20 protein-coding genes are annotated in these 21,178 nt (G+C 39.4%); all 20 read left to right on the top strand.

Features of this window, described 5'->3' with window-relative positions:
• The first annotated feature begins 457 nt into the window (after positions 1–457).
• The 20 genes from rpmH (at position 458) to PESP_RS16770 (ending at position 20,312) form a co-directional block, all read left to right on the top strand.
• Complete coding sequence (rpmH, locus tag PESP_RS16865; RefSeq protein WP_004335215.1) at positions 458–592, top strand: 50S ribosomal protein L34; 135 nt, start codon at positions 458–460, stop codon at positions 590–592.
• 7 nt (positions 593–599) lie between these two features.
• Positions 600–1,025 carry a ribonuclease P protein component gene (rnpA, locus tag PESP_RS16860; protein WP_029772813.1) on the top strand — a complete coding sequence of 142 codons (426 nt, stop codon included), beginning with the start codon at positions 600–602 and terminating at the stop codon, positions 1,023–1,025.
• A gap of 125 nt (positions 1,026–1,150) precedes the next feature.
• On the top strand, positions 1,151–1,426 hold the full coding sequence (gene yidD, locus PESP_RS16855) for a membrane protein insertion efficiency factor YidD (protein WP_004588061.1): 276 nt from the start codon (positions 1,151–1,153) through the stop codon (positions 1,424–1,426).
• A gap of 8 nt (positions 1,427–1,434) precedes the next feature.
• Entirely contained in the window at positions 1,435–3,069 is a 1,635-nt protein-coding gene (yidC, locus tag PESP_RS16850) for a membrane protein insertase YidC (protein WP_089349053.1), read from the top strand.
• A gap of 135 nt (positions 3,070–3,204) precedes the next feature.
• Complete coding sequence (gene mnmE, locus PESP_RS16845) at positions 3,205–4,569, top strand: tRNA uridine-5-carboxymethylaminomethyl(34) synthesis GTPase MnmE (RefSeq protein ID WP_089349052.1); 1,365 nt, start codon at positions 3,205–3,207, stop codon at positions 4,567–4,569.
• Between the two features lie 1,234 nt (positions 4,570–5,803).
• On the top strand, positions 5,804–6,253 hold the full coding sequence (gene mioC / locus PESP_RS16840; protein ID WP_089349051.1) for an FMN-binding protein MioC: 450 nt from the start codon (positions 5,804–5,806) through the stop codon (positions 6,251–6,253).
• A 427-nt stretch (positions 6,254–6,680) separates the two neighbouring features.
• A complete protein-coding gene (gene mnmG, locus PESP_RS16835) occupies positions 6,681–8,570 on the top strand; it encodes a tRNA uridine-5-carboxymethylaminomethyl(34) synthesis enzyme MnmG (protein ID WP_089349050.1) in 1,890 nt (629 codons plus the stop codon).
• A 15-nt stretch (positions 8,571–8,585) separates the two neighbouring features.
• Complete coding sequence (gene rsmG / locus PESP_RS16830) at positions 8,586–9,206, top strand: 16S rRNA (guanine(527)-N(7))-methyltransferase RsmG (RefSeq protein WP_089349049.1); 621 nt, start codon at positions 8,586–8,588, stop codon at positions 9,204–9,206.
• A gap of 13 nt (positions 9,207–9,219) precedes the next feature.
• Positions 9,220–10,005 carry a ParA family protein gene (locus PESP_RS16825; RefSeq protein WP_089349048.1) on the top strand — a complete coding sequence of 262 codons (786 nt, stop codon included), beginning with the start codon at positions 9,220–9,222 and terminating at the stop codon, positions 10,003–10,005.
• A gap of 20 nt (positions 10,006–10,025) precedes the next feature.
• Positions 10,026–10,952 carry a ParB/RepB/Spo0J family partition protein gene (locus PESP_RS16820; RefSeq protein WP_089349047.1) on the top strand — a complete coding sequence of 309 codons (927 nt, stop codon included), beginning with the start codon at positions 10,026–10,028 and terminating at the stop codon, positions 10,950–10,952.
• 142 nt (positions 10,953–11,094) lie between these two features.
• Entirely contained in the window at positions 11,095–11,475 is a 381-nt protein-coding gene (locus PESP_RS16815) for an ATP synthase subunit I (protein ID WP_089349046.1), read from the top strand.
• 14 nt (positions 11,476–11,489) lie between these two features.
• Positions 11,490–12,347, top strand: a complete 858-nt coding sequence (gene atpB, locus PESP_RS16810) for a F0F1 ATP synthase subunit A (protein WP_089349045.1) — start codon at positions 11,490–11,492, stop codon at positions 12,345–12,347.
• 51 nt (positions 12,348–12,398) lie between these two features.
• Entirely contained in the window at positions 12,399–12,632 is a 234-nt protein-coding gene (atpE, locus tag PESP_RS16805; protein ID WP_004588071.1) for a F0F1 ATP synthase subunit C, read from the top strand.
• A 42-nt stretch (positions 12,633–12,674) separates the two neighbouring features.
• Positions 12,675–13,145: a F0F1 ATP synthase subunit B gene (gene atpF / locus PESP_RS16800; protein WP_089349044.1), complete on the top strand. Its 471-nt coding sequence runs from the start codon at positions 12,675–12,677 to the stop codon at positions 13,143–13,145.
• 16 nt (positions 13,146–13,161) lie between these two features.
• Positions 13,162–13,695, top strand: coding sequence for a F0F1 ATP synthase subunit delta (atpH, locus tag PESP_RS16795; protein WP_089349201.1), 534 nt, complete (start codon positions 13,162–13,164; stop codon positions 13,693–13,695).
• A 14-nt stretch (positions 13,696–13,709) separates the two neighbouring features.
• A complete protein-coding gene (gene atpA, locus PESP_RS16790) occupies positions 13,710–15,251 on the top strand; it encodes a F0F1 ATP synthase subunit alpha (protein WP_089349043.1) in 1,542 nt (513 codons plus the stop codon).
• A gap of 60 nt (positions 15,252–15,311) precedes the next feature.
• A complete protein-coding gene (atpG, locus tag PESP_RS16785; RefSeq protein ID WP_089349042.1) occupies positions 15,312–16,172 on the top strand; it encodes a F0F1 ATP synthase subunit gamma in 861 nt (286 codons plus the stop codon).
• 33 nt (positions 16,173–16,205) lie between these two features.
• Positions 16,206–17,591, top strand: coding sequence for a F0F1 ATP synthase subunit beta (atpD, locus tag PESP_RS16780; protein WP_089349041.1), 1,386 nt, complete (start codon positions 16,206–16,208; stop codon positions 17,589–17,591).
• A gap of 13 nt (positions 17,592–17,604) precedes the next feature.
• Entirely contained in the window at positions 17,605–18,027 is a 423-nt protein-coding gene (locus PESP_RS16775; protein WP_089349040.1) for a F0F1 ATP synthase subunit epsilon, read from the top strand.
• Between the two features lie 167 nt (positions 18,028–18,194).
• The gene (locus PESP_RS16770; protein ID WP_089349039.1) at positions 18,195–20,312 is read left to right on the top strand and encodes a winged helix-turn-helix domain-containing protein; all 2,118 of its coding nucleotides are present in this window, start codon (positions 18,195–18,197) and stop codon (positions 20,310–20,312) included.
• Positions 20,313–21,178: the final 866 nt, after the last annotated feature.

The raw sequence follows: 21,178 nt of genomic DNA, 5'->3' as shown, positions 1-21,178 counted from the left end.
TATCAGTGTATAAATACCTTAACAGACTGATTTATATCGGCTTTTATTTTAAAGCCTGATAACAGATCATATCAAAAACACAGTGAGATCGCGAACCAATTTTACGATCTAAATTAGTTTTCCCATGCTTTTATTCACTTTTTAAACAACAGCTGTGGAAAACTTCTTAATTATGATGATCCTAGTTGATCACCCTACTTTATTACGATCCATATTATTAGCTTGCCTAAAGCTTAGTAATTGAGCTTTTTGAGTAAAAGGAGCGCAATTTGCTCTAAAATTAATCCATAAATATCAACCTAAAGTACAAAAAATGTAATAAACACGGTGTTTACAGCGCAATTATGATTGACTTTAAAGTGCTTAATCTATAATATCTCGCGCTCGCAATGGCACCTGTGCCAGGATCGCGACCTGCATAGGATGTTTTAACTTTAACCGATCGGATGAGATTGTTATGAAAAGAACTTTTCAACCTAGCGTTTTAAAACGCAAACGTGCACACGGCTTCCGTGCTCGCATGGCAACTGTAAATGGCCGTAAAGTATTAGCACGTCGCCGCGCTAAAGGCCGCAAAGTACTTTCTGCTTAATATATAAGTGGAAGACTTTAGCTTTGGCAGGGAGTTACGTCTGTTAACTCCCTCGCATTACTCTCGCATATTTAATGAACCCGCTCGGGCTGCAACTCCTTTATTTACTCTTCTAGCAAAACCTAATGACCAAGATAAACCTAGGTTAGGACTTACTGTTGCTAAAAAACGTGTAAAAAAGGCATGCCAACGAAACCGTATTAAACGACTTGCTCGCGAAAGTTTTCGTTTAAATCAACACACCATCGATAACATTGATATTGTGCTTATGGTAAAAAGTGGCATTGACGAGCAGTCTAATGAAGAAATAACCAAGCAACTTACAAAATTGTGGCGCAAAATTAATGAACGCTGCAAACCGGGTGCACCAAAACCACCACCTTTTAAAAAGCGCCCTAACAAATCAGCTAAATCGAATAAACAAACCCGATAGCAATAGAATTACAGGGTTAATTAAGGTATCTTTAGCTCACCTTTTAATCATGCGTTTAAAATCTCTAATTGAGCCTTTAAATACATGGTATCTATTCACTAAATATACGCAGGGGCATAAACATCATGAGGTTACTTAAACCACTTGTTGCTATTCCAAAGCGGTGTTTAGTGTTATTTATCCGCGGTTATCAAATGTGGATAAGCCCACTACTAGGCCCGCATTGTCGTTTTAATCCAAGCTGCTCTCATTACGCTATTCAAGCAATTAATTTGCATGGATTTGTAAAAGGGAGTTGGTTAGCACTTAAACGCATATTAAAATGCCATCCTTTACATTCAGGCGGAGAAGACCCCGTTCCTGAAAAATTAACCCGTATTAACCACCAACACGAGAAATAAGAGCTGTTATGGAATCGCAACGCACGTTTTTATTAATCGGTTTAATGTTAGTGTCGTTTTTATTATTTCAAGAATGGAATAATGACTACAACACACCTAAAGCCGATCCTAGTGCCACTACACAAACACTAAACACAACGTCACCAGAGTCAGATGATTATATACCGTCATCGTCAGATTCAGGTTTACCAGCTTCGGCTACTGCTGCTAAGCGTTCAGTTATTGACATTACGACTGACGTTTTCAACGTAAAAATCGACACCAAAGGCGGTGACATTGTTGAAGCAGACTTACTGCAATACGAAGAAGTAAAAGGTGAAGAAACACCATTTATGCTTCTAGGTGAGTTTGATGGCAATCAATACTTCTCACAAAGTGGTTTAATTGGTTTAAATGGCCCAGATGCATCAGCAAATGGTCGCCCTACTTACCAAGCAGCGCAAAAAGCCTACACGCTAAGCGGTGATGAGTTACGTGTACCACTTACTTATGTAGATAGTAACGGCGTAAGCTTTACTAAAACATATGTATTTAAAAAAGGTCAATACGATGTAGGCCTAGAGTACACAGTAAATAATGCTACAAGCGCGCCAGTGCAAGTACAGCTATACACGCAAATTAAGCGTACTGTACAAGAAAAAGGCAGCTTAGTTGATCAAAACTATTTAGGTGCAGCTTACGGTACTGATGAAGAGTCGTATGAAAAATACAGCTTTTCAGATATGGCTGATAAAAACCTTAATAAAAATACGCAAGGTGGTTACGTTGCATTTATTCAGCATTACTTTGTAAGTGCATGGGTACCTAAGCAAGACGAAACACACACGCTTTACAGCTTAATTACTAAAAGTAATGCCGCAATTATTGGTACAAAAGCAGCACCTATTAATGTACAAGCCGGCAGTGAGCAAACACTTAATGCGACTTACTACATGGGCCCTAAAGAGTCAGATATTCTTGAAGCGATTCACCCAGATTTAGACTTAACTGTAGATTACGGTTGGTTATGGTTTATCTCGCAGCCTTTATTTGTATTACTTAAATGGTTACACAGTATTTTAGGTAACTGGGGTGTAGCAATTATTGCCATCACTATTATCGTTAAATCGTTAATGTACCCACTGACTAAAGCGCAATACACCTCAATGGCAAAAATGCGTGCCCTTCAGCCTAAAATGGCTGCTCTTAAAGAAAAATATGGTGATGACCGTCAAAAATTCGGCCAGGCTACAATGGAAATGTACAAAAAAGAAAAAGTTAACCCTATGGGTGGCTGTTTCCCAATTTTGCTACAAATGCCAATTTTCTTAGCGCTATTTTATGTATTCTTAGAATCAACAGAACTACGCCATGCAGAATTTGTACTTTGGCTAACTGACCTTTCTACAAAAGACCCATACTACGTATTACCAATATTATTTGGTGCGAGTATGTTTGTGACGCAAAAACTACAACCAATGACAGTTACCGACCCAATGCAGCAAAAAATGATGACCTTTATGCCGGTTATCTTCTCTGTATTCTTCTTATGGTTCCCATCTGGTTTAGTACTTTACTGGTTAGTGTCTAACTTAATTTCTATTGTCCAGATGCTTATCATCTACCGTGGCATGGAAAAACAAGGTATAAAAGTAAGAGGCTAATTAAGCTTCTACTTATATAAAGGCGACTTAGGTCGCCTTTTTTATTGCCTGTTTTTTATAACTGCGATTCGCTACAAATAATTGCATAGGTTACAATAGCGCCATTAAAGTTACTCTCGTTGGCAAATTAATAGCATGATCAATCAAGACACAATTGCAGCACAAGCTACCGCTCCTGGGCGTGGTGGCGTAGGTATAATTCGGGTTTCTGGCAGCCTTGCTAAAAGCGTCGCCGAAAAAATAATAGGTAAAGTACCTAAGCTTCGCTATGCCGACTACGTTCCTTTTAAAAGCCTAAGCGGCGAGCAGCTAGACCAAGGTATTGCTATTTATTTTGCAGGGCCAAATTCGTTTACCGGCGAAGACGTACTTGAACTTCAAGGCCATGGCGGCCCCGTTGTACTGGACATGCTATTAAAAGAAATTAGCCAAATAGAGGGCGTTCGCTTAGCTAAGCCAGGTGAATTTTCTGAACGCGCCTTTATGAACGATAAGCTAGATTTAACCCAAGCAGAGGCTATTAGCGATTTAATTAATGCAACCTCTGAGCAAGCTGCTAAAAGTGCCCTACAATCGCTACAAGGTGAGTTTTCTAAACATATTGAAACCTTAGTAGAAAAAGTAATTCATTTACGTATGTATGTAGAGGCAGCCATTGACTTTCCTGATGAAGAAATCGACTTTTTATCCGATGGCAAAGTATCGGGCGATCTAGATGCCATTATCGCCCAATTACACACCGTAACGAGCCAAGCTAAGCAAGGCAGTATAATGCGCGAAGGTATGCGCGTAGTTATTGCTGGGCGCCCTAATGCAGGTAAATCAAGCTTGCTTAACGCCCTAGCAGGTCGAGAAGCAGCAATCGTAACTGAAATAGCAGGTACCACCCGCGACGTATTACGAGAGCACATACATATTGATGGTATGCCACTGCATATTATCGATACCGCAGGCCTACGTGAGAGCCCAGACCGTGTAGAGCAAATAGGTATAGAGCGCGCATGGGATGAAATAAACCAAGCAGACCGCGTGTTATTTATGCTTGATGGTACCGACACCACCGACACCGACCCACACGCTATTTGGCCTGAATTTATGGCTAAATTACCACAAGGTATGGGTGTAACAGTAATAAGAAATAAAGCCGATTTATCGGGCGATGCGGTAGGTATGGATGAAAACCAGCAATACCCGGTAATTAGCTTAAGCGCTAAAAATGCCCAAGGTATAGAGCTTGTACGCGACCACTTAAAAGCTTGTATTGGTTTTCAGGGCGCTACAGAAGGTGGCTTTATGGCACGCCGTCGCCACTTAGATGCACTTGAACATGCGGCCTATCATTTAGATACGGGTAAAACGCAGCTAGAAATGCACGTAGCCGGCGAAATATTAGCTGAAGAGCTACGACTAACACAGCAGTACTTAAATGAAATAACCGGTGAATTTACCTCAGACGACTTACTTGGCAAAATATTTAGCTCGTTCTGTATTGGTAAATAAACCAAAAACTAACTAAAAACATCTTAATATTAGGGCACACACGTGCCCTTTGTTATGCCTTAAATACACTCATACCAATGCGCAATAATATTTAATCCTTCTGCAGGGCTAAATGTATCGCTACCTGTCTTAAATATTCTCGTTTGATGCAATTAAATAGCGAATTATTTGCCTAGGTATAACAGCTTTTCCAGCCTCAAATAAACCAATTAATTAAGCGAATTGGTATTAATACTTAATTTAACCCCACTATTTTTAATGTAAAAATGGCATGTAATGCTAAGTATATTGATACCCGATATAACATTCACAAGTCATATCTGGTTAGTTAAATTTTGAAAAAGCGCTCGTTAAACTTTTACTTAACTAATATTTTTGATGGTATTTCTAATGAAAAATAAGGGTAAATCTATGCCAATAAACAGCTTCAAATCAGTAAAGTTAATACCAATATTAACAGCCTTAAGTATGTGTATTACTAGGTATTTGGACTAATTTAGACACAAAAAAATGCCAAAATAATGAGCTAAATGGTGCTCAAAACAGCAATAAATGCTTTATTAAAAGACCGTTTACCCCAAAAAATTAAACTAAAACGCTGTCATCTCACTAAATCACACCTTGTATATGGCTTAGATCTGCCTTTATTAACCGTCTTCCACCAGCTAAAACCGCCAAAAAAAAAAAGTTTAAACACGAGTAATTAAAAAAGGTTATCCACAATTGGGGATTTTATGCCTAATAATTCGAAAAATTAGGCATGCAAAGCGTTCAATAAACCGCGATCACATTAAAATATACCTGTTTATTAAAATAATTTAAGGTTTTTAAAGCAGATCCCAATAAATAGATCGTTTTATAAAATTATTTTTGATCGCGATATAAAGTTATCAACAAGCTTACTATCCACATTGCGATCAACAGCTTTAAATTTAAATTAATAGACTCGCTGGTGGACTCTCCTATACTTAAAATCAATAACTTAGCGATCACATAAACGCCTATCACAGTAAGTTAAGCAGAGCTTTCCCCAATCTTATCAACAACTTGATCAGAAGATTACATTTAAAGAATTAATGTTAACTTGTTTATATTCAACAACTTAAATGCAGAACATAATTAAAGAATAAAAACACTTCAAAAATAGTTATACAAAATTACAAAGGTTTTCTTTACTGCAAGGCTGACTAAGTTATCATAGCGGGCAAATAAGCAATATGTGATCAGTTTAAATATGAGTGCTGTAAATATTATCGTGGGTAGTCAAATGGGATCTGCTGAGTATGTAGCGGAGCAACTGTGCGACGAATTAAATAACCAAGGTATTAGTGCTGAGTTACACGATCAACCTGATTTATCTGATATTGATCAACGTAATACAATTTGGCTTATATGCACATCAACCTATGGCGCAGGTGATTATCCTGAGAACCTTTTACCTTTTGTTGAACAGTTAAACCAACAAACAGACTTATCAGCTGTTAAGTATTCGGTTGTTGGCTTAGGTGATACAAGTTACGATACTTACAACCTAGCTGCACGTAATATAAATACCTTAATGGCCAGTAAGCATGCGGTATGTATAGCACCAAGGTTAGAGCTCAACATTCTTGATGAAGCATTACCTGAAGATACAGCTTTAGAGTGGCTAGACTCTTGGATAGAAAAAACGCAATTAAAGTAACGCGTTTACAAAGTAGATCATAAGCAAAGTTACTCACAATTTACTAATAATTTAATAGCTTTTGTGGATAACCGCTGATCAAACTGCGTTTTTAAGCATGCTTATCCATTGGATAAGATCCAACTGATGTTGCCCTGTGTATAAACACCCTTTTTGATCAGAGCTTATTTGCCTGATGATCCGATCATATTAACACCTTTAGATCTGATCTAATTTTATGTTTTTAATGAATAAATAGAGCTTATCAACAGAAAAGCCGATCACTAGTAGTAATAGTATTAAAAGATCTCTTTAAAAGATCCTTTATATTATAAGTGATCAGTGACTTAGATCTTGCCCACTGTTTAATCATTTATCTTCTGCTAATTTCTAGGTAGAATACGCTCCCTTTTGAAGTTTACTGGTTTGATTAAGTAGGATCCCATTAATGATTTTTCACGAAAAGTTTGACGTTATCGTAGTAGGTGGTGGACATGCAGGCACTGAAGCCTCATTGGCTGCTGCACGCATGGGGATGAATACCCTGCTGCTAACTCATAATATGGATACCCTTGGTCAAATGTCTTGCAACCCTGCAATTGGTGGCATAGGCAAAGGCCATTTGGTTAAAGAAATTGACGCGCTTGGCGGTGCCATGGCACAAGCTATTGATAAAGGCGGTATTCAATTTCGTACTTTAAATTCTTCAAAAGGTCCTGCTGTTCGTGCTACCCGTGCTCAAGCAGATCGCGCTTTATACAAAGCTGCAATTCAAGACACACTACAAAAACAAGAAAACCTAAAAATATTCCAACAATCGTGTGACGATCTTATCGTTGAAAACGACAAAGTAGTTGGCGTAGTTACACAAATGGGCTTACGTTTTAGCGCCCCAAGTGTAGTACTTACAGTGGGTACTTTTTTAGGTGGCCAAATACATATTGGTTTAGAGAATTTTAAAGGTGGCCGTGCCGGCGATCCACCTTCAATTGCACTAGCAGATCGACTACGTGAGTTGCCATTTAGAGTAGACCGTTTAAAAACGGGTACTCCACCACGTATTGATGCCCGTACAGTTGATTTTAGCAAGATGCAAGAACAACCTGGTGATGCGCCTACCCCTGTATTTTCTTTTATGGGTAAGCAAAGCGACCACCCGCAGCAAATTCCGTGTTATATCACTTACACAAACGAAAAAACTCATGAAGTTATTCGTAACAATTTGCATCGCTCACCAATGTACTCTGGTGTTATTGAAGGAATAGGCCCACGTTACTGCCCTTCAATTGAAGATAAAATTGTACGTTTTGCTGATAAAGACAAACACCAAATATTTGTAGAGCCAGAAGGTTTAACCTCTTATGAGCTTTACCCTAATGGTATTTCGACCAGTTTACCGTTTGATGTGCAGTTACAAATTGTGCAATCGATAGACGGTTTTGAAAACGCACATATTTGTCGCCCGGGTTACGCTATTGAATATGACTTTTTTGATCCACGCGATTTAAAGCAGTCTTTAGAGACTAAATTTATTGATGGGCTATTTTTTGCTGGCCAAATTAATGGCACTACCGGTTACGAAGAAGCCGGCGCTCAAGGCTTAATTGCAGGTATGAATGCTGCATTACAAGTGCAAGGTAAAGACGCTTGGACACCACGCCGTGATGAAGCCTATGTGGGTGTACTGATTGACGACTTAGCAACGCTTGGTACAAAAGAACCGTACCGCATGTTTACAAGCCGTGCCGAATACCGTTTATTGCTTCGTGAAGACAACGCTGATATTCGTTTAACTGAAAAAGGCCGTGAAGTAGGTTTAGTTAACGATGAACGTTGGCAGGCATTTAACGAAAAAATGGAAGTGATCGAAAAAGAGAAACAGCGTATTAAAGATACCTGGATCCACAAAGATCATGCAGTGGTTGATCAAGTAAATGCGTTATTAAAAACGCCACTTACTCGTGAAGCTAGTTTAGAGGATCTGCTTCGTCGTCCAGAAATTCGTTATGACGATTTAATGGTCATTGACGGATTAGGATCTGAATTTACTAACCAAGCTGCACTTGAGCAAGTTGAGATCCATACTAAATACGCAGGCTACATAGCTCGCCAGCAAGATGAGATCAACAAACAGCTTCGCCATGAAGAAACTATTTTGCCAAAAGAGTTCGATTACTCAACCGTGTCGGGTTTATCTAATGAGGTAGTTGCAAAGCTTACTGATGCGCGTCCAGATACTATTGGCCAAGCTTCACGTATTTCTGGTATCACCCCAGCGGCGATTTCGCTATTATTAGTATATCTGAAGAAGCAAGGCTTATTACGCAAAACTGCGTAACAGTAAAGGTAAACTGTGTTACAGCAACAATTAACAACATTGTTAGCGCAAACTGATATTGCGCTAACTGAAAAACAGCAACAGCAACTGGTTAAATATGTTGAATTACTCAATAAGTGGAACAAAGCATATAACTTAACCTCAGTGCGCTTACCAGAAGAAATGATGATTAAGCACATTATGGATAGCTTAGTTGTTGCACCTCATTTACCCGGTCATCATTATATTGATGTGGGCACTGGACCTGGCCTTCCTGGTATTGTGTTAGCAATTGCACTACCCGATACGCAATTTGTATTACTTGATAGCTTAGGCAAACGCGTTCGCTTTTTAATGCAAGTTAAGCATGAGCTTGGGCTAAATAATGTAACCCCAGTGCAGTCAAGAGTTGAAGAATATCAACCAAGTGTTAAATTAGATGGCGTACTCAGTCGTGCATTTGCTTCATTACAAGATATGGTAGATTGGTGCTCGCACCTTATTGACCATTCAGGTAAGTTTATTGCACTAAAAGGTGTGTTTCCTAGTGAAGAGCTAGAGTCACTTCCTCAAGGTGTTAAATTTGAAGAAAAAATCTCGCTAGCAGTTCCTGAGCTTGATGCACAACGACATTTAATTATTCTTTCTAAAGACTAGGATCAGAGACATAGTGGCAAAAGTCATCGCATTAGCAAATCAAAAAGGCGGCGTTGGTAAAACAACTACCGCTGTAAATCTCGCTGCATCTATGGCTGCAACGAAACGTAAAGTGCTGTTAATAGATCTCGACCCGCAAGGCAACGCTACTATGGGTAGCGGTGTAGACAAATATGGCGATGTAGCCACCATTTACGATTTACTCATTGAAGATAAGCCAATGGATGAGGTGATTATCACCGAAACCTCTGGTGAATATCATATGATAGCGGCCAACGGCGATGTAACCGCAGCCGAAGTAAAGTTAATGGAATTGTTTGCACGCGAAGTGCGCCTTCGTAACGCCCTTGAAAAAATACAAGATAAATATGAATTTATATTTATCGACTGCCCGCCTTCACTAAATATGTTGACCGTAAATGCAATGGCAGCGGCCGACTCTATTTTAGTGCCAATGCAATGTGAATATTATGCGCTTGAAGGACTAACAGCATTAATGGACACTATTACGCAACTTGCAAAGTTAGTTAACCCTAACTTACAAATTGAAGGCATACTTCGTACTATGTACGATCCACGCAATCGACTAGCAAATGATGTATCAGAACAATTAAAACAACATTTTGGCGATAAAGTATACCGCACCGTGATCCCACGAAATGTGCGCCTTGCTGAGGCACCAAGTTTTGGTGCACCCGCAATGTACTACGACCGCGCATCAAGTGGTGCAAAAGCCTACTTAGCACTTGCGGGCGAAATGCTACGCAGAAAAGAAAAAACAGCGCCGGTAGTCGCCTAACTTTAAGGTAAAAAAATAACATGTCTGCTAAAAAACGAGGTTTAGGCCGAGGACTCGATGCCCTTTTAAGTTCATCAAAACCAGCGCCAAGCCCAAGCAAGGAACAAGACACAGTAAATGTGACTGATGTTGTACAAACCCCAGCACAGGCTGCTGATAGCGAATTACAAAAATTACCTATTGAGTTTTTACATTCGGGTAAATATCAGCCTCGTAAAGACATGTCTGAAGAAGCGCTTGAAGAACTAGCCAGTTCTATTCGCTCACAAGGTATTATTCAGCCAATTGTTGTGCGCCCTATTGCAGAAAATAGCTTTGAAATAATTGCCGGTGAACGTCGTTGGCGTGCAGCGCAAATAGCGAAGCTTGAAAGTGTTCCGTGTATTGTTAAAGACGTACCAGATGAAGCCGCAGTTGCTATTGCTTTAATAGAGAACATTCAGCGCGAAGATTTAAACGCAATGGAAGAAGCAATAGCCTTAAATAGATTGCTAAACGAATTTGAACTGACTCACCAACAAGTTGCAGATGCAGTAGGTAAATCACGTACTACTGTGACCAATTTGCTACGCTTAAACAACTTAAACAATGATGTTAAAATACTGTTAGAGCATGGTGACATAGAAATGGGCCATGCACGTTGTTTATTAGCCCTTGAAGGCGAACCACAATCTGACGCAGCAAGACTTGCTGTTGCCAAGGCACTAACAGTACGCGAAACTGAAAAGCTAGTGCGTTCAATTTTAGAGCCTGTTGCCGCCAAAGAAGCCCCAGAAAAAGACCCTGATGTTAAGCGTTTAGAGCAAAAACTAGCCGACAACTTAGGGGCTAAAGTTGAAATAAATTATAATGCTAAAGGTAAGGGTAAACTGGTTATTTCTTACACCAATTTAGACGAACTAGATGGCATTTTAAATCGTATAAATCACAGCAATACCGACCATTAAAATTTTACATGTCCAATAAGAGACATTTGTAGCTATTTTGTGTTACAAAGCGTCTACTCAAGTTGCAAAACTGGTAGGATTAAGTATAATTTCGCCAGTTTTCACACCCTAACAATTAGAACGCCATAAAGGTTAACTAAACGTGACTAATAAGTTAGCAAGACCTTATAGGCTTGCCGCATTTAAATTAATTTGTCTTCAGGGTATCGTAGCTTTAGTAGCTGCAGTAATTATTTTTGTTGGTTGGGGAGTCGATGCTAGCTTATCAGCATTAGCTGGTAGTGCAGTAGCAATACTTCCTCACCTAGTATTTGCGCTTTATGCATTCAGATTTATGGGTGCAAGCCAAGCAAATCAAGCGTATACCTCGTTAAAACGCGGTAACGGATTAAAATTTATGCTAACAATCGTATTGTTTGCACTGATACTCAAGTCAACCACGGTCGTTTTAGTGCCGTTTTTTTGTGTTTATGTATTTGTGCTCTTTACTGGATTGTTCGCACCCGTTTTTTTTAAACATTAACTTTGGGATATAACATGGCTGCAGAAGAAGTTACTATATCAAGCCATATCCAGCATCACTTAACAAACGCTAAGATGTGTATGACCGACTCAGGTCTTGCCTTCAACAAAGCGTGTGCAGACAGTGGTTTCTGGACATGGAATATAGATACCCTCGCATGGTCAATCGGACTAGGTCTAATATTTTTATGGACTTTCCGTAGCGCCGCAAAAAAAGCACACACAGGAGTACCTGGTAAATTTCAATGTTTTATTGAAATGATTGTTGAGTTCGTTGGCGACAACGTACGTGACACTTACCACGGTAAAAGCAAGTTAATTGCTCCATTAGCCTTAACAATTTTTGTTTGGGTGTTCTTAATGAACTTAATGGATTTAATCCCTGTTGACTTCTTACCTGCATTAGCTGGTTTTGTTGGTGAACAAGCCTTTGGCATGGATTCACACGACGTATACATGAAAATTGTACCTACCACAGACATAAACTTAACCGCAGCTTTGGCTATTGGCGTGTTTATTCTGATGATCGGTTACTCTATTAAAATTAAAGGGATTGGCGGCTTTATTAAAGAGCTTACGCTTCACCCGTTTAGCTCTAATAGTAAAGTGGCTATGATTTTCTTAATTCCTTGTAATTTATTACTAGAAACAATCGCTTTAGTGTCTAAGCCTTTCTCGTTAGCACTGCGTTTATTCGGTAACTTATACGCTGGTGAATTGATATTCATACTTATCGGCGCAGTTGGTTTAATGCAACTTCCGTTGCACTTTGTTTGGGCTGTATTCCATATCTTAGTAATCGTGTTACAAGCATTCGTATTTATGATGCTAACCATTGTTTACTTAAGCATGGCAAGTTCAGACAATCACTAATTTATACACTTTTTATATTTAACTTTAACAATTGAAACTTTGGAGAAAAAAATGGAACTAGTATTAGGTCTTAAGTACATCGCAGTTGCTTTACTTATCGGCTTCGGTGCAATCGGTACTGCTATCGGCTTCGGTAACATGGGTGGTAAATTCCTAGAAGCATGTGCGCGTCAACCTGAGCTTGCACCTTCACTACAAGTTAAGATGTTCATCCTAGCTGGTCTAATCGATGCGGTAGCAATGATCGGTGTTGGTATCGCAATGGTAATCCTGTTCGTACTTTAATTTTATTTTTTGAACAGCTTACTATTTTAAGGAGGAGCGGTCGTGAACATAACAGCCACTCTTATCGGTGAATTAATTGCGTTTACGGTGTTTGTACTATTTTGTATGAAATATGTATGGCCACCACTAAATGGTGCAATTGAAGCTCGCCAGAAGAAAATTGAAGATGGTTTAGCTGCCTCTGATAGAGCCGAAAAAGACTTAGAACTTGCGCAACAAAAAGCTGCAGAACAGCTTAAAGATGCAAAAGCTCAAGCGGCTGATATCATTGAACAAGCTAAAAAGCGTGCCGTGCTAATTGTTGACGAAGAAACTGTTCGTGGACAAGAAGAGCGTGAAAAAATTATTGCTCAAGGGCACTCTGAAATTGAATCAGAGCGTAACCGTGTAACAGAAGAGCTACGTAAGCAAGTAGCAACTCTGGCAGTGGTTGGCGCAGAACGAATTTTAGAGCGTGAAATCAATCAAGCCGCACATAGTGACATCGTTGAAAAACTTGTCGCTGAGCTGTAATTAGGAGGGTATGAGCATGTCTGAATTGACTACTATCGCTCGCCCATACGCTAAAGCGGCTTTTGAACTTGCCGTTGAAAAAGGCGCTATTGAAAGCTGGAATGACATGTTGTTCTTTGCAGGCGAAGTTGCCAGCAATGAACAAGCATCAGCCATTTTAGCTGGATTGCCTACTGCTACTGCACAAGCTGAGTTATTTATTAACTTATGTGCTGAGCAGCTCAACGAACAAGGTCAGAACCTAGTGAAGGTGATGGCTGAAAATGGACGTTTGATTGCACTGCCTGAGGTTGCTCAGTTATTCGCTGCTTTTAAAGCAGAGTATGACAAAGAAATCGACGTAGATGTGATTTCGGCAACCCCTCTTGCTGCACAGCAGCAAGAGTCATTGGTAGCGACACTTGAAAAACGTTTCGCACGCAAAGTTAAGCTGAATTGTAGTGAAGACGCTGCAGTTGTTGGAGGCCTTATTATTAAGGCGGGTGACACTGTAATCGACGGCTCAGTACGCGGTAAATTAAACCGCTTAGCCACAACACTACAATCGTAATTGGGAAAAAGAGCATGCAACTTAATTCCACTGAAATTTCAGATCTGATCAAACAACGTATTGAGCAGTTCGAAGTTGTAAGTGAAGCTCGTAACGAAGGTACAATTGTATCTGTTACTGACGGTATCATCCGCATCCACGGTCTTGCTGACTGTATGCAAGGTGAAATGATTGAGCTTCCAGGCAACCGTTATGCTATCGCACTAAACCTTGAGCGTGACTCAATTGGTGCAGTAGTAATGGGTCCTTACGCTGACCTTACTGAAGGCGTAAAAGTATACACAACTGGTCGTATCTTAGAAGTTCCTGTTGGTGCTGGTTTACTTGGTCGTGTTGTAAACACACTAGGTGCTCCTATCGACGGTAAAGGCGCTTTAGATAACGACGGTTTTGAACCTGTAGAAAAAATTGCACCAGGTGTAATCGAGCGTCAATCTGTAGATGAGCCAGTACAAACTGGTTACAAATCTATTGATGCTATGATCCCAGTTGGTCGTGGTCAGCGTGAGCTTGTAATCGGTGACCGCCAAACAGGTAAAACTGCACTAGCAATCGATGCAATCATCAACCAAAAGAACACAGGCGTTAAGTGTGTGTACGTAGCGGTTGGTCAAAAAGCATCTACTATTGCTAACGTAGTACGTAAATTAGAAGAGCACGGTGCACTTGCAAATACTATCGTAGTTGTAGCATCTGCTTCTGAGTCTGCGGCACTTCAGTACTTAGCACCGTTCTCGGGCTGTACTATGGGTGAATACTTCCGTGACCGTGGTGAAAACGCATTAATCGTATATGATGATTTATCTAAGCAAGCAGTTGCTTACCGTCAAATCTCATTACTACTTAAGCGTCCACCGGGTCGTGAAGCATACCCAGGTGACGTATTCTACCTTCACTCGCGTCTTTTAGAACGTGCATCGCGTGTAAACGCTGATTACGTTGAAAAGTTCACAAACGGTGAAGTGAAAGGACAAACTGGTTCATTGACGGCATTGCCAATCATTGAAACTCAAGGCGGCGACGTTTCTGCGTTCGTACCGACAAACGTTATCTCTATCACCGATGGTCAGATCTTCTTAGAAACTGACTTATTCAACTCAGGTATCCGTCCGGCAGTAAATGCTGGTATCTCGGTATCGCGTGTTGGTGGTGCTGCACAAACTAAAATCGTTAAGAAACTAGGTGGCGGTATTCGTCTAGCCCTAGCTCAGTACCGTGAATTAGCTGCGTTCTCGCAGTTCGCGTCTGACCTTGATGATGCTACACGTGCTCAACTTGAGCATGGTGAGCGTGTAACAGAGCTAATGAAGCAGAAACAGTACGCGCCAATGTCTGTTGCTGAAATGTCTTTGTCGTTATTTGCAGCTGAGAAAGGTTATCTTAAAGATATCGAAATCGCTAAAATCATGGATTTCGAAGCAGCTTTACTTTCTTACGCAAGTAGCACATACGCAGAGCTTGTGGCTCAAATCAATGAAACTGGTAACTACAACGCCGAGATCGAAGCGCAACTTAAAGAGCTTCTAGAGAAGTTCAAGTCTACGCAAACTTGGTAATTTAGTTATTAATGGTGCGCTTTAGTTTACTAAAGCACACCTTGATTCGGAGAGAGAGTCATGGCCAGCGGAAAAGAGATTAAAAGCAAGATCGGGAGTATTAAAAATACTCAAAAGATCACCAGCGCAATGGAAATGGTTGCTGCGTCTAAAATGAAAAAGGCGCAAGAACGAGTGGCTTCAAGCCGTCCATACGCTGACAAATTACGCAAAGTGATTGGTCGTGTTGCTCAAGCAAATCTTGATTTTACTCACCCGTTCTTAGAAGAGCGTGAAGTAAAACGAGTTGGTTATATTGTTATCTCTACTGACCGTGGTCTATGTGGCGGCTTAAACTCAAACGAGTTTAAAAAAGTTGCATTAGACATTAAAGCATGGAAAGAAAAAGGTGTAGACGCAGAGTTTGCAACTTTAGGCAGCAAAGCTGCTGGTTTCTTCCAACGCTTTGGTGGTCAAGTGCTTGCTAAAAAAGCAGGCCTAGGAGATAAGCCTTCAGTACAAGACGTTATTGGTCCTGTAAAAATAATGCTAGATGCATTCTCTGAAGGTAAAATTGACCGTTTATTCCTGGTATACAACAACTTTGTTAATACCATGAAGCAAGAGCCAACAATAGATCAGTTACTCCCTTTGCCAAAAGCTGAAGAAGAAGTATCTGCCCACACATGGGACTACTTATACGAGCCAAGCCCAGAGGCTATTTTAGAGTCTTTATTAGTGCGCTTCGTTGAGTCTCAGGTATACCAAGGTGTGGTTGAGAACGCTGCCTCTGAACAGGCTGCCCGTATGGTTGCAATGAAAGCTGCAACAGATAATGCCGGCGACCTTATGGATGAGTTACAGCTTGTTTATAACAAGGCCCGCCAAGCGGCAATCACACAAGAAATTAGTGAGATTGTTTCTGGTTCAGCCGCAGTTTAATGCTTCAGGCAAAGATTAACGAGAGGAATAGACATGAGTTTAGGTAAGGTCGTCCAAATTATCGGTGCCGTTGTGGATATTGAGTTTTCTCAAGACAACGTGCCAGCCGTATATGACGCGCTAAAAGTAACAGATGGCGATTTAGCTGGTTTGACTTTAGAAGTTCAACAGCAGCTAGGTGGCGGTGTTGTTCGTACTATCGCACTAGGTACTACTGACGGTTTACGTCGTGGCGCAGCGGTAGAAAATACAGGTGAAGCGATTCAAGTTCCAGTTGGTAAAGCAACACTTGGTCGTATCATGAACGTACTTGGTGAGCCAATCGATGAAGCTGGCCCAATCGGCGAAGAAGACCGTATGTCTATTCACCGTGCAGCGCCTTCATACGAAGAGCAATCAAGTTCAGTTGAGCTTTTAGAAACTGGTATCAAGGTAATCGACCTTGTATGTCCATTTGCTAAAGGTGGTAAAGTTGGTTTATTCGGTGGTGCCGGTGTAGGTAAAACCGTAAACATGATGGAACTTATCCGTAACATCGCAATCGAGCACAGCGGCTACTCAGTATTCGCAGGTGTTGGTGAGCGTACTCGTGAGGGTAACGATTTCTACCATGAGATGAACGATTCAAACGTACTTGATAAAGTATCGCTTGTATACGGTCAGATGAACGAGCCTCCAGGTAACCGTTTACGCGTAGCGTTAACAGGTCTTACTATGGCTGAAAAGTTCCGTGACGAAGGTCGCGATGTACTTTTCTTCGTAGATAACATCTACCGTTACACGCTTGCTGGTACAGAAGTATCTGCACTACTTGGTCGTATGCCATCAGCGGTAGGTTACCAGCCTACACTAGCTGAAGAAATGGGTGTGCTTCAAGAGCGTATCGCTTCAACTAAGACTGGTTCAATTACATCAATCCAAGCGGTATACGTACCTGCGGATGATTTAACGGATCCATCTCCAGCAACGACCTTTGCTCACTTAGATGCAACAGTAGTACTTTCACGTGATATCGCATCACTTGGTATTTACCCAGCGGTAGATCCACTTGATTCATCTTCACGTCAACTTGACCCATTAGTAATTGGTCAAGAGCACTACGATACAGCACGTGGCGTTCAAACAGTTCTTCAGCGTTACAAAGAACTTAAAGACATCATTGCAATCCTAGGTATGGACGAGCTTTCTGACGAAGATAAGCAACTTGTATCTCGTGCACGTAAAATCCAACGTTTCCTATCTCAGCCATTCTTCGTGGCAGAGGTGTTTACAGGCGCGTCTGGTAAATACGTATCACTAAAAGATACAATTGCTGGCTTTAAAGGCATCTTAAACGGTGAGTTTGATGACCTTCCAGAGCAAGCGTTCTACATGGTTGGCTCTATCGAAGAAGCTCAAGAAAAAGCTAAAAGCATGTAATTAGGAGGGTAGTATGGCAGCTATGACTGTACATCTTGACGTAGTAAGCGCAGAACAGAGCTTGTTCTCTGGTCTAGTTGAATCGATTCAAGTATCTGGTAGTGAAGGTGAGCTTGGTGTTAATGCCGGTCACGCCCCACTACTAACTGCCCTTAAACCTGGTATGGTACGTTTAGTTAAGCAATTTGGTGAAGAAAAACTGATCTACATTGCTGGCGGTACACTAGAAGTTCAACCGAACATAGTAACCGTACTTGCTGATACAGCTGTTCGTGGTGAAGACCTTGACGAGCAAGCTGCAGAGCAAGCTAAACGTGACGCAGAAAGCCAAATGGCTAACGCGTCAGCTGCTGAATTTGATTATCAAAAAGCAGCTATGCAACTAGCGGAAGCTATTGCACAACTTCGCGTAATTCAGCAATTACGTAAAAAGTAAGCCTATCCGGTTTTAAAAAGCCCACTTTATGTGGGCTTTTTTGTGCCTGCTGGATGACATTACTTTACATAGCTGTTAATCTCACGTTAATGTTTTTTTTTGCATTTAAAACAGTTTTAAACATTTTTATTCTCAAGCTGTGATATGGATGTTGGATCATAATAATTATGAAAGAAGCAAATTTCCCTCGAAGTGTCAAAGAAGTCAAGTTTGGTGCTTGGACCCTAAATCCAAAACTGCAAATAATTACAGATGGTGATGTTGAAAGAGAATTAGAGCCACTCCTATTTAAAATACTTTCTTATTTGATTATTAACAAAGATGAGATTATTACCCGCCAAGACCTGATAGACGATGTTTGGTGTCAACATTATGTTGATGACAATGCAATTAATCGAGCAATGTCAGAACTAAGAAAAGTTCTAAAATCTGAAGTGCAACGTGGTTTAGTCGTAAAAACACACTACAGAAAGGGGTATAGCTTTTTCTTAGAACCTGAAATTGTATATCACAAAGGAAATGCTGATACGGTTAGTGAAATAGAAGCTGTAAAATATCAAAGTAGAAGAAAAATTTTAAATGTTCCTGTGGCTATAATGATAATTGTAGCTACTTCTTTTTACTTCTTTTATTCTATCTTCGTCGATAAAGATGCCTTCACTGATTTAAAGTCTGCCCCAGGAAAAACCATAGTTACTAATAAAAAGTACAATGAAGAGACTCTTTCATGGATGCGAGGAGTGTACAACCAGATGATGCTTTCACCTGATAACTCTTCTGTATCGATATCTTACATACAAAAAGGCCAACATTATTCATCGTTATTAATTAAAAATTTAAGTACAGGCCAAGAAAGAAAAATATCGGATCCTAACGCTAATATTTTTCCTGCTGGATGGTCGGCTGATAGTAACCGGGTTATTTATAGATTACAAACTCAAAGTAAATGTGAACTTTGGGATGTTGGGACAGATGAGTTTGCAAATAGTAATTATTTGTTTGAATGTCAGCCATCAGATCCTTTAATGTCTACAAACATAGGTTTGGGGAATGACACTTTTATATACGCAAAATATGGATATAGGCAAAGGAGTGAATTGTCTGTACTAGTAAATAGAAATTTATCAACCGGAAACGAATTTCAAATAAGTTCACCAAATTTAAATTCTTACGGTGATAAATACCTATTTTATATAAAAAGTAAAGGTAAGATTGTGTTCGAAAGACGTCAGTTCAATTCTAGTGAGTTATACATGACAGATTTAGAAGGGGGCGATCAGGTTAAACTATACGAGACTAAAAATAGAATTTGGACTGTGAATTATGATGCTAACTCTGATTCGTTAATATGGTATGACAATGTAGATAAAGTATTATATGACTATTCTTTGAGAAGGAACCGAATAGCAGGTAAGGTTAAAGTTGATAGCCTAAGTACCTATTCTTTAACATTTCCAATATCACAGAATAAAATATTAGGTTTAACTTACCCATTTTCACACAACGTCTATAAATTAGATTTATCTTCAGCAGCCTTTGAGAGAGTTTCTTCCCATAGAAGTAAGTTTTCGAACTTCGTCGATGAAAGTATCGTATTTTTTAGTCAATCTGAAAATGAAAATAGTTTGTACACTATTGACAAAAATAACAAGATAACTTCAAAACCAGCTAATTTAATTTATCAAGGCTTCCTAGTTTCAAAAAACTCAAAAGAAGCTTTAGGTTTTGATCAGCGAAAGATAGAAATTTTAGATTATAAAAACTTGTCTATGAAACATATTATCGAGTCAACTGACAATTTAATATCAGTAGAGTATCTGAAAGAAAATAATATAGGATATATCGCATATGGGGGGAGTGGTAATAAAAGCCAATCCTACATTTATAATCGCTCAAGCTCCAAGAGCACACTATTACCGATAAAAAATGCTGTATGGTTTGCTCAGTTAGCGAATAATAAGTTTGTTTTTTTGAATAATTTAGATGAGTTATTATTTTTTGATTTATCTACAGGAACCCAAAAAAAGGGTGGAAAGATAAACAAATCAAGCTATAAAAATTCTTTTTCAATTGCTGGAAATAAACTATTTCACTCGAATGGTAGTCGAATATATGAGTATGATTACTCGAAGGGTATCGAGGTGAAACCTCTTGAAGTTTATAGTATTGATAATAAGAAATATTTTATTAGTAATATACAAGCCTCTAACTCGGGGAAAGAGCTGCTTTTAGAGGTTTTAGAGCTAGAGAATAACGAGCTTGTTAGGCTAACTTTAGATAAGTAGTTATTAGCTTTAAAGAAATTTAATAACTACTTTATATTGGCTTTTGAAGTTGGACAAAGTATACACTCTATAAAAGCTGATCCAATAACTTGAAAAGTGATAGTTGAATATCCTACTCACGGCCCAGAAAGAGTAACGGACTGGTAAAAAATGTTATTGCCTCCTCCTGTGGGAGAGTTTGCTCTTCCCCTAACCCCAAAAACTTAGCTTGCCAATTTATATATGATTTTAAAACCTTCAAGGGGCTGATGGCTTAACTGGCTGTGAAGTCAAACTAGATCATATAACCAAATAAGTCTGCTCGTGCTTCATAGCTAGTCACATATATTCATTTCTTACGTGAATTGAAAAATTTTTTGCAGCCATATTAACTTAACAGTTCCTGTGTCAACTAATACCGCTTATTAAGCTAATAGCCTTTAAAATGCTTGGTAATCTATTGCTCGCTGTAACAATGACATTTGATTTTGGCTGTCTACACTAAATATAGTCTTCAGTATAGCTTTGATAACGATTGCAAGGAGCACAATATTAGTAGTCATTGTCGTTATTCAAATAAGCTTGGTTGGGTAATTGGATATAACTTGGAGTATATATAATATGCCCAAAGTATGGCGGTACTTTGGGCTACATGTGCGAGAAGAGCAAATGTAATAAGGAAAGACAATGATAATGCCTTTTTAGTAGTATTACAAACCCTTGAAAGTATTACCTTAAACTTTTTAAATCATAATTTATTTTTTTTGATATAATTCAACAGTTTAAATTAAAATCTTACTGAAAACCATAAGGATTCATAATTACCTTAAAACGAATTTTGGCGCTAAATTAATTGTGACAAAACATCCAAAAAAATAATTAGTGAG

Origin of the sequence: Pseudoalteromonas espejiana DSM 9414 (assembly GCF_002221525.1) — a bacterium.
Classification (GTDB): domain Bacteria; phylum Pseudomonadota; class Gammaproteobacteria; order Enterobacterales; family Alteromonadaceae; genus Pseudoalteromonas; species Pseudoalteromonas espejiana.
This window is presented reverse-complemented; position numbering and strand designations above follow the sequence as displayed.

What these genes read in the sequence shown, in the direction of transcription:
- rpmH (WP_004335215.1), top strand. Translation starts at nt 458, where the DNA reads ATGAAAAGAACTTTTCAACCTAGCGTTTTAAAACGCAAACGTGCACAC.
- yidD (WP_004588061.1), top strand. Translation starts at nt 1,151, where the DNA reads ATGAGGTTACTTAAACCACTTGTTGCTATTCCAAAGCGGTGTTTAGTG.
- yidC (WP_089349053.1), top strand. Translation starts at nt 1,435, where the DNA reads ATGGAATCGCAACGCACGTTTTTATTAATCGGTTTAATGTTAGTGTCG.
- mnmE (WP_089349052.1), top strand. Translation starts at nt 3,205, where the DNA reads ATGATCAATCAAGACACAATTGCAGCACAAGCTACCGCTCCTGGGCGT.
- mioC (WP_089349051.1), top strand. Translation starts at nt 5,804, where the DNA reads ATGAGTGCTGTAAATATTATCGTGGGTAGTCAAATGGGATCTGCTGAG.
- mnmG (WP_089349050.1), top strand. Translation starts at nt 6,681, where the DNA reads ATGATTTTTCACGAAAAGTTTGACGTTATCGTAGTAGGTGGTGGACAT.
- PESP_RS16820 (WP_089349047.1), top strand. Translation starts at nt 10,026, where the DNA reads ATGTCTGCTAAAAAACGAGGTTTAGGCCGAGGACTCGATGCCCTTTTA.
- atpB (WP_089349045.1), top strand. Translation starts at nt 11,490, where the DNA reads ATGGCTGCAGAAGAAGTTACTATATCAAGCCATATCCAGCATCACTTA.
- atpE (WP_004588071.1), top strand. Translation starts at nt 12,399, where the DNA reads ATGGAACTAGTATTAGGTCTTAAGTACATCGCAGTTGCTTTACTTATC.
- atpH (WP_089349201.1), top strand. Translation starts at nt 13,162, where the DNA reads ATGTCTGAATTGACTACTATCGCTCGCCCATACGCTAAAGCGGCTTTT.
- atpA (WP_089349043.1), top strand. Translation starts at nt 13,710, where the DNA reads ATGCAACTTAATTCCACTGAAATTTCAGATCTGATCAAACAACGTATT.
- atpG (WP_089349042.1), top strand. Translation starts at nt 15,312, where the DNA reads ATGGCCAGCGGAAAAGAGATTAAAAGCAAGATCGGGAGTATTAAAAAT.
- atpD (WP_089349041.1), top strand. Translation starts at nt 16,206, where the DNA reads ATGAGTTTAGGTAAGGTCGTCCAAATTATCGGTGCCGTTGTGGATATT.
- PESP_RS16775 (WP_089349040.1), top strand. Translation starts at nt 17,605, where the DNA reads ATGGCAGCTATGACTGTACATCTTGACGTAGTAAGCGCAGAACAGAGC.
- PESP_RS16770 (WP_089349039.1), top strand. Translation starts at nt 18,195, where the DNA reads ATGAAAGAAGCAAATTTCCCTCGAAGTGTCAAAGAAGTCAAGTTTGGT.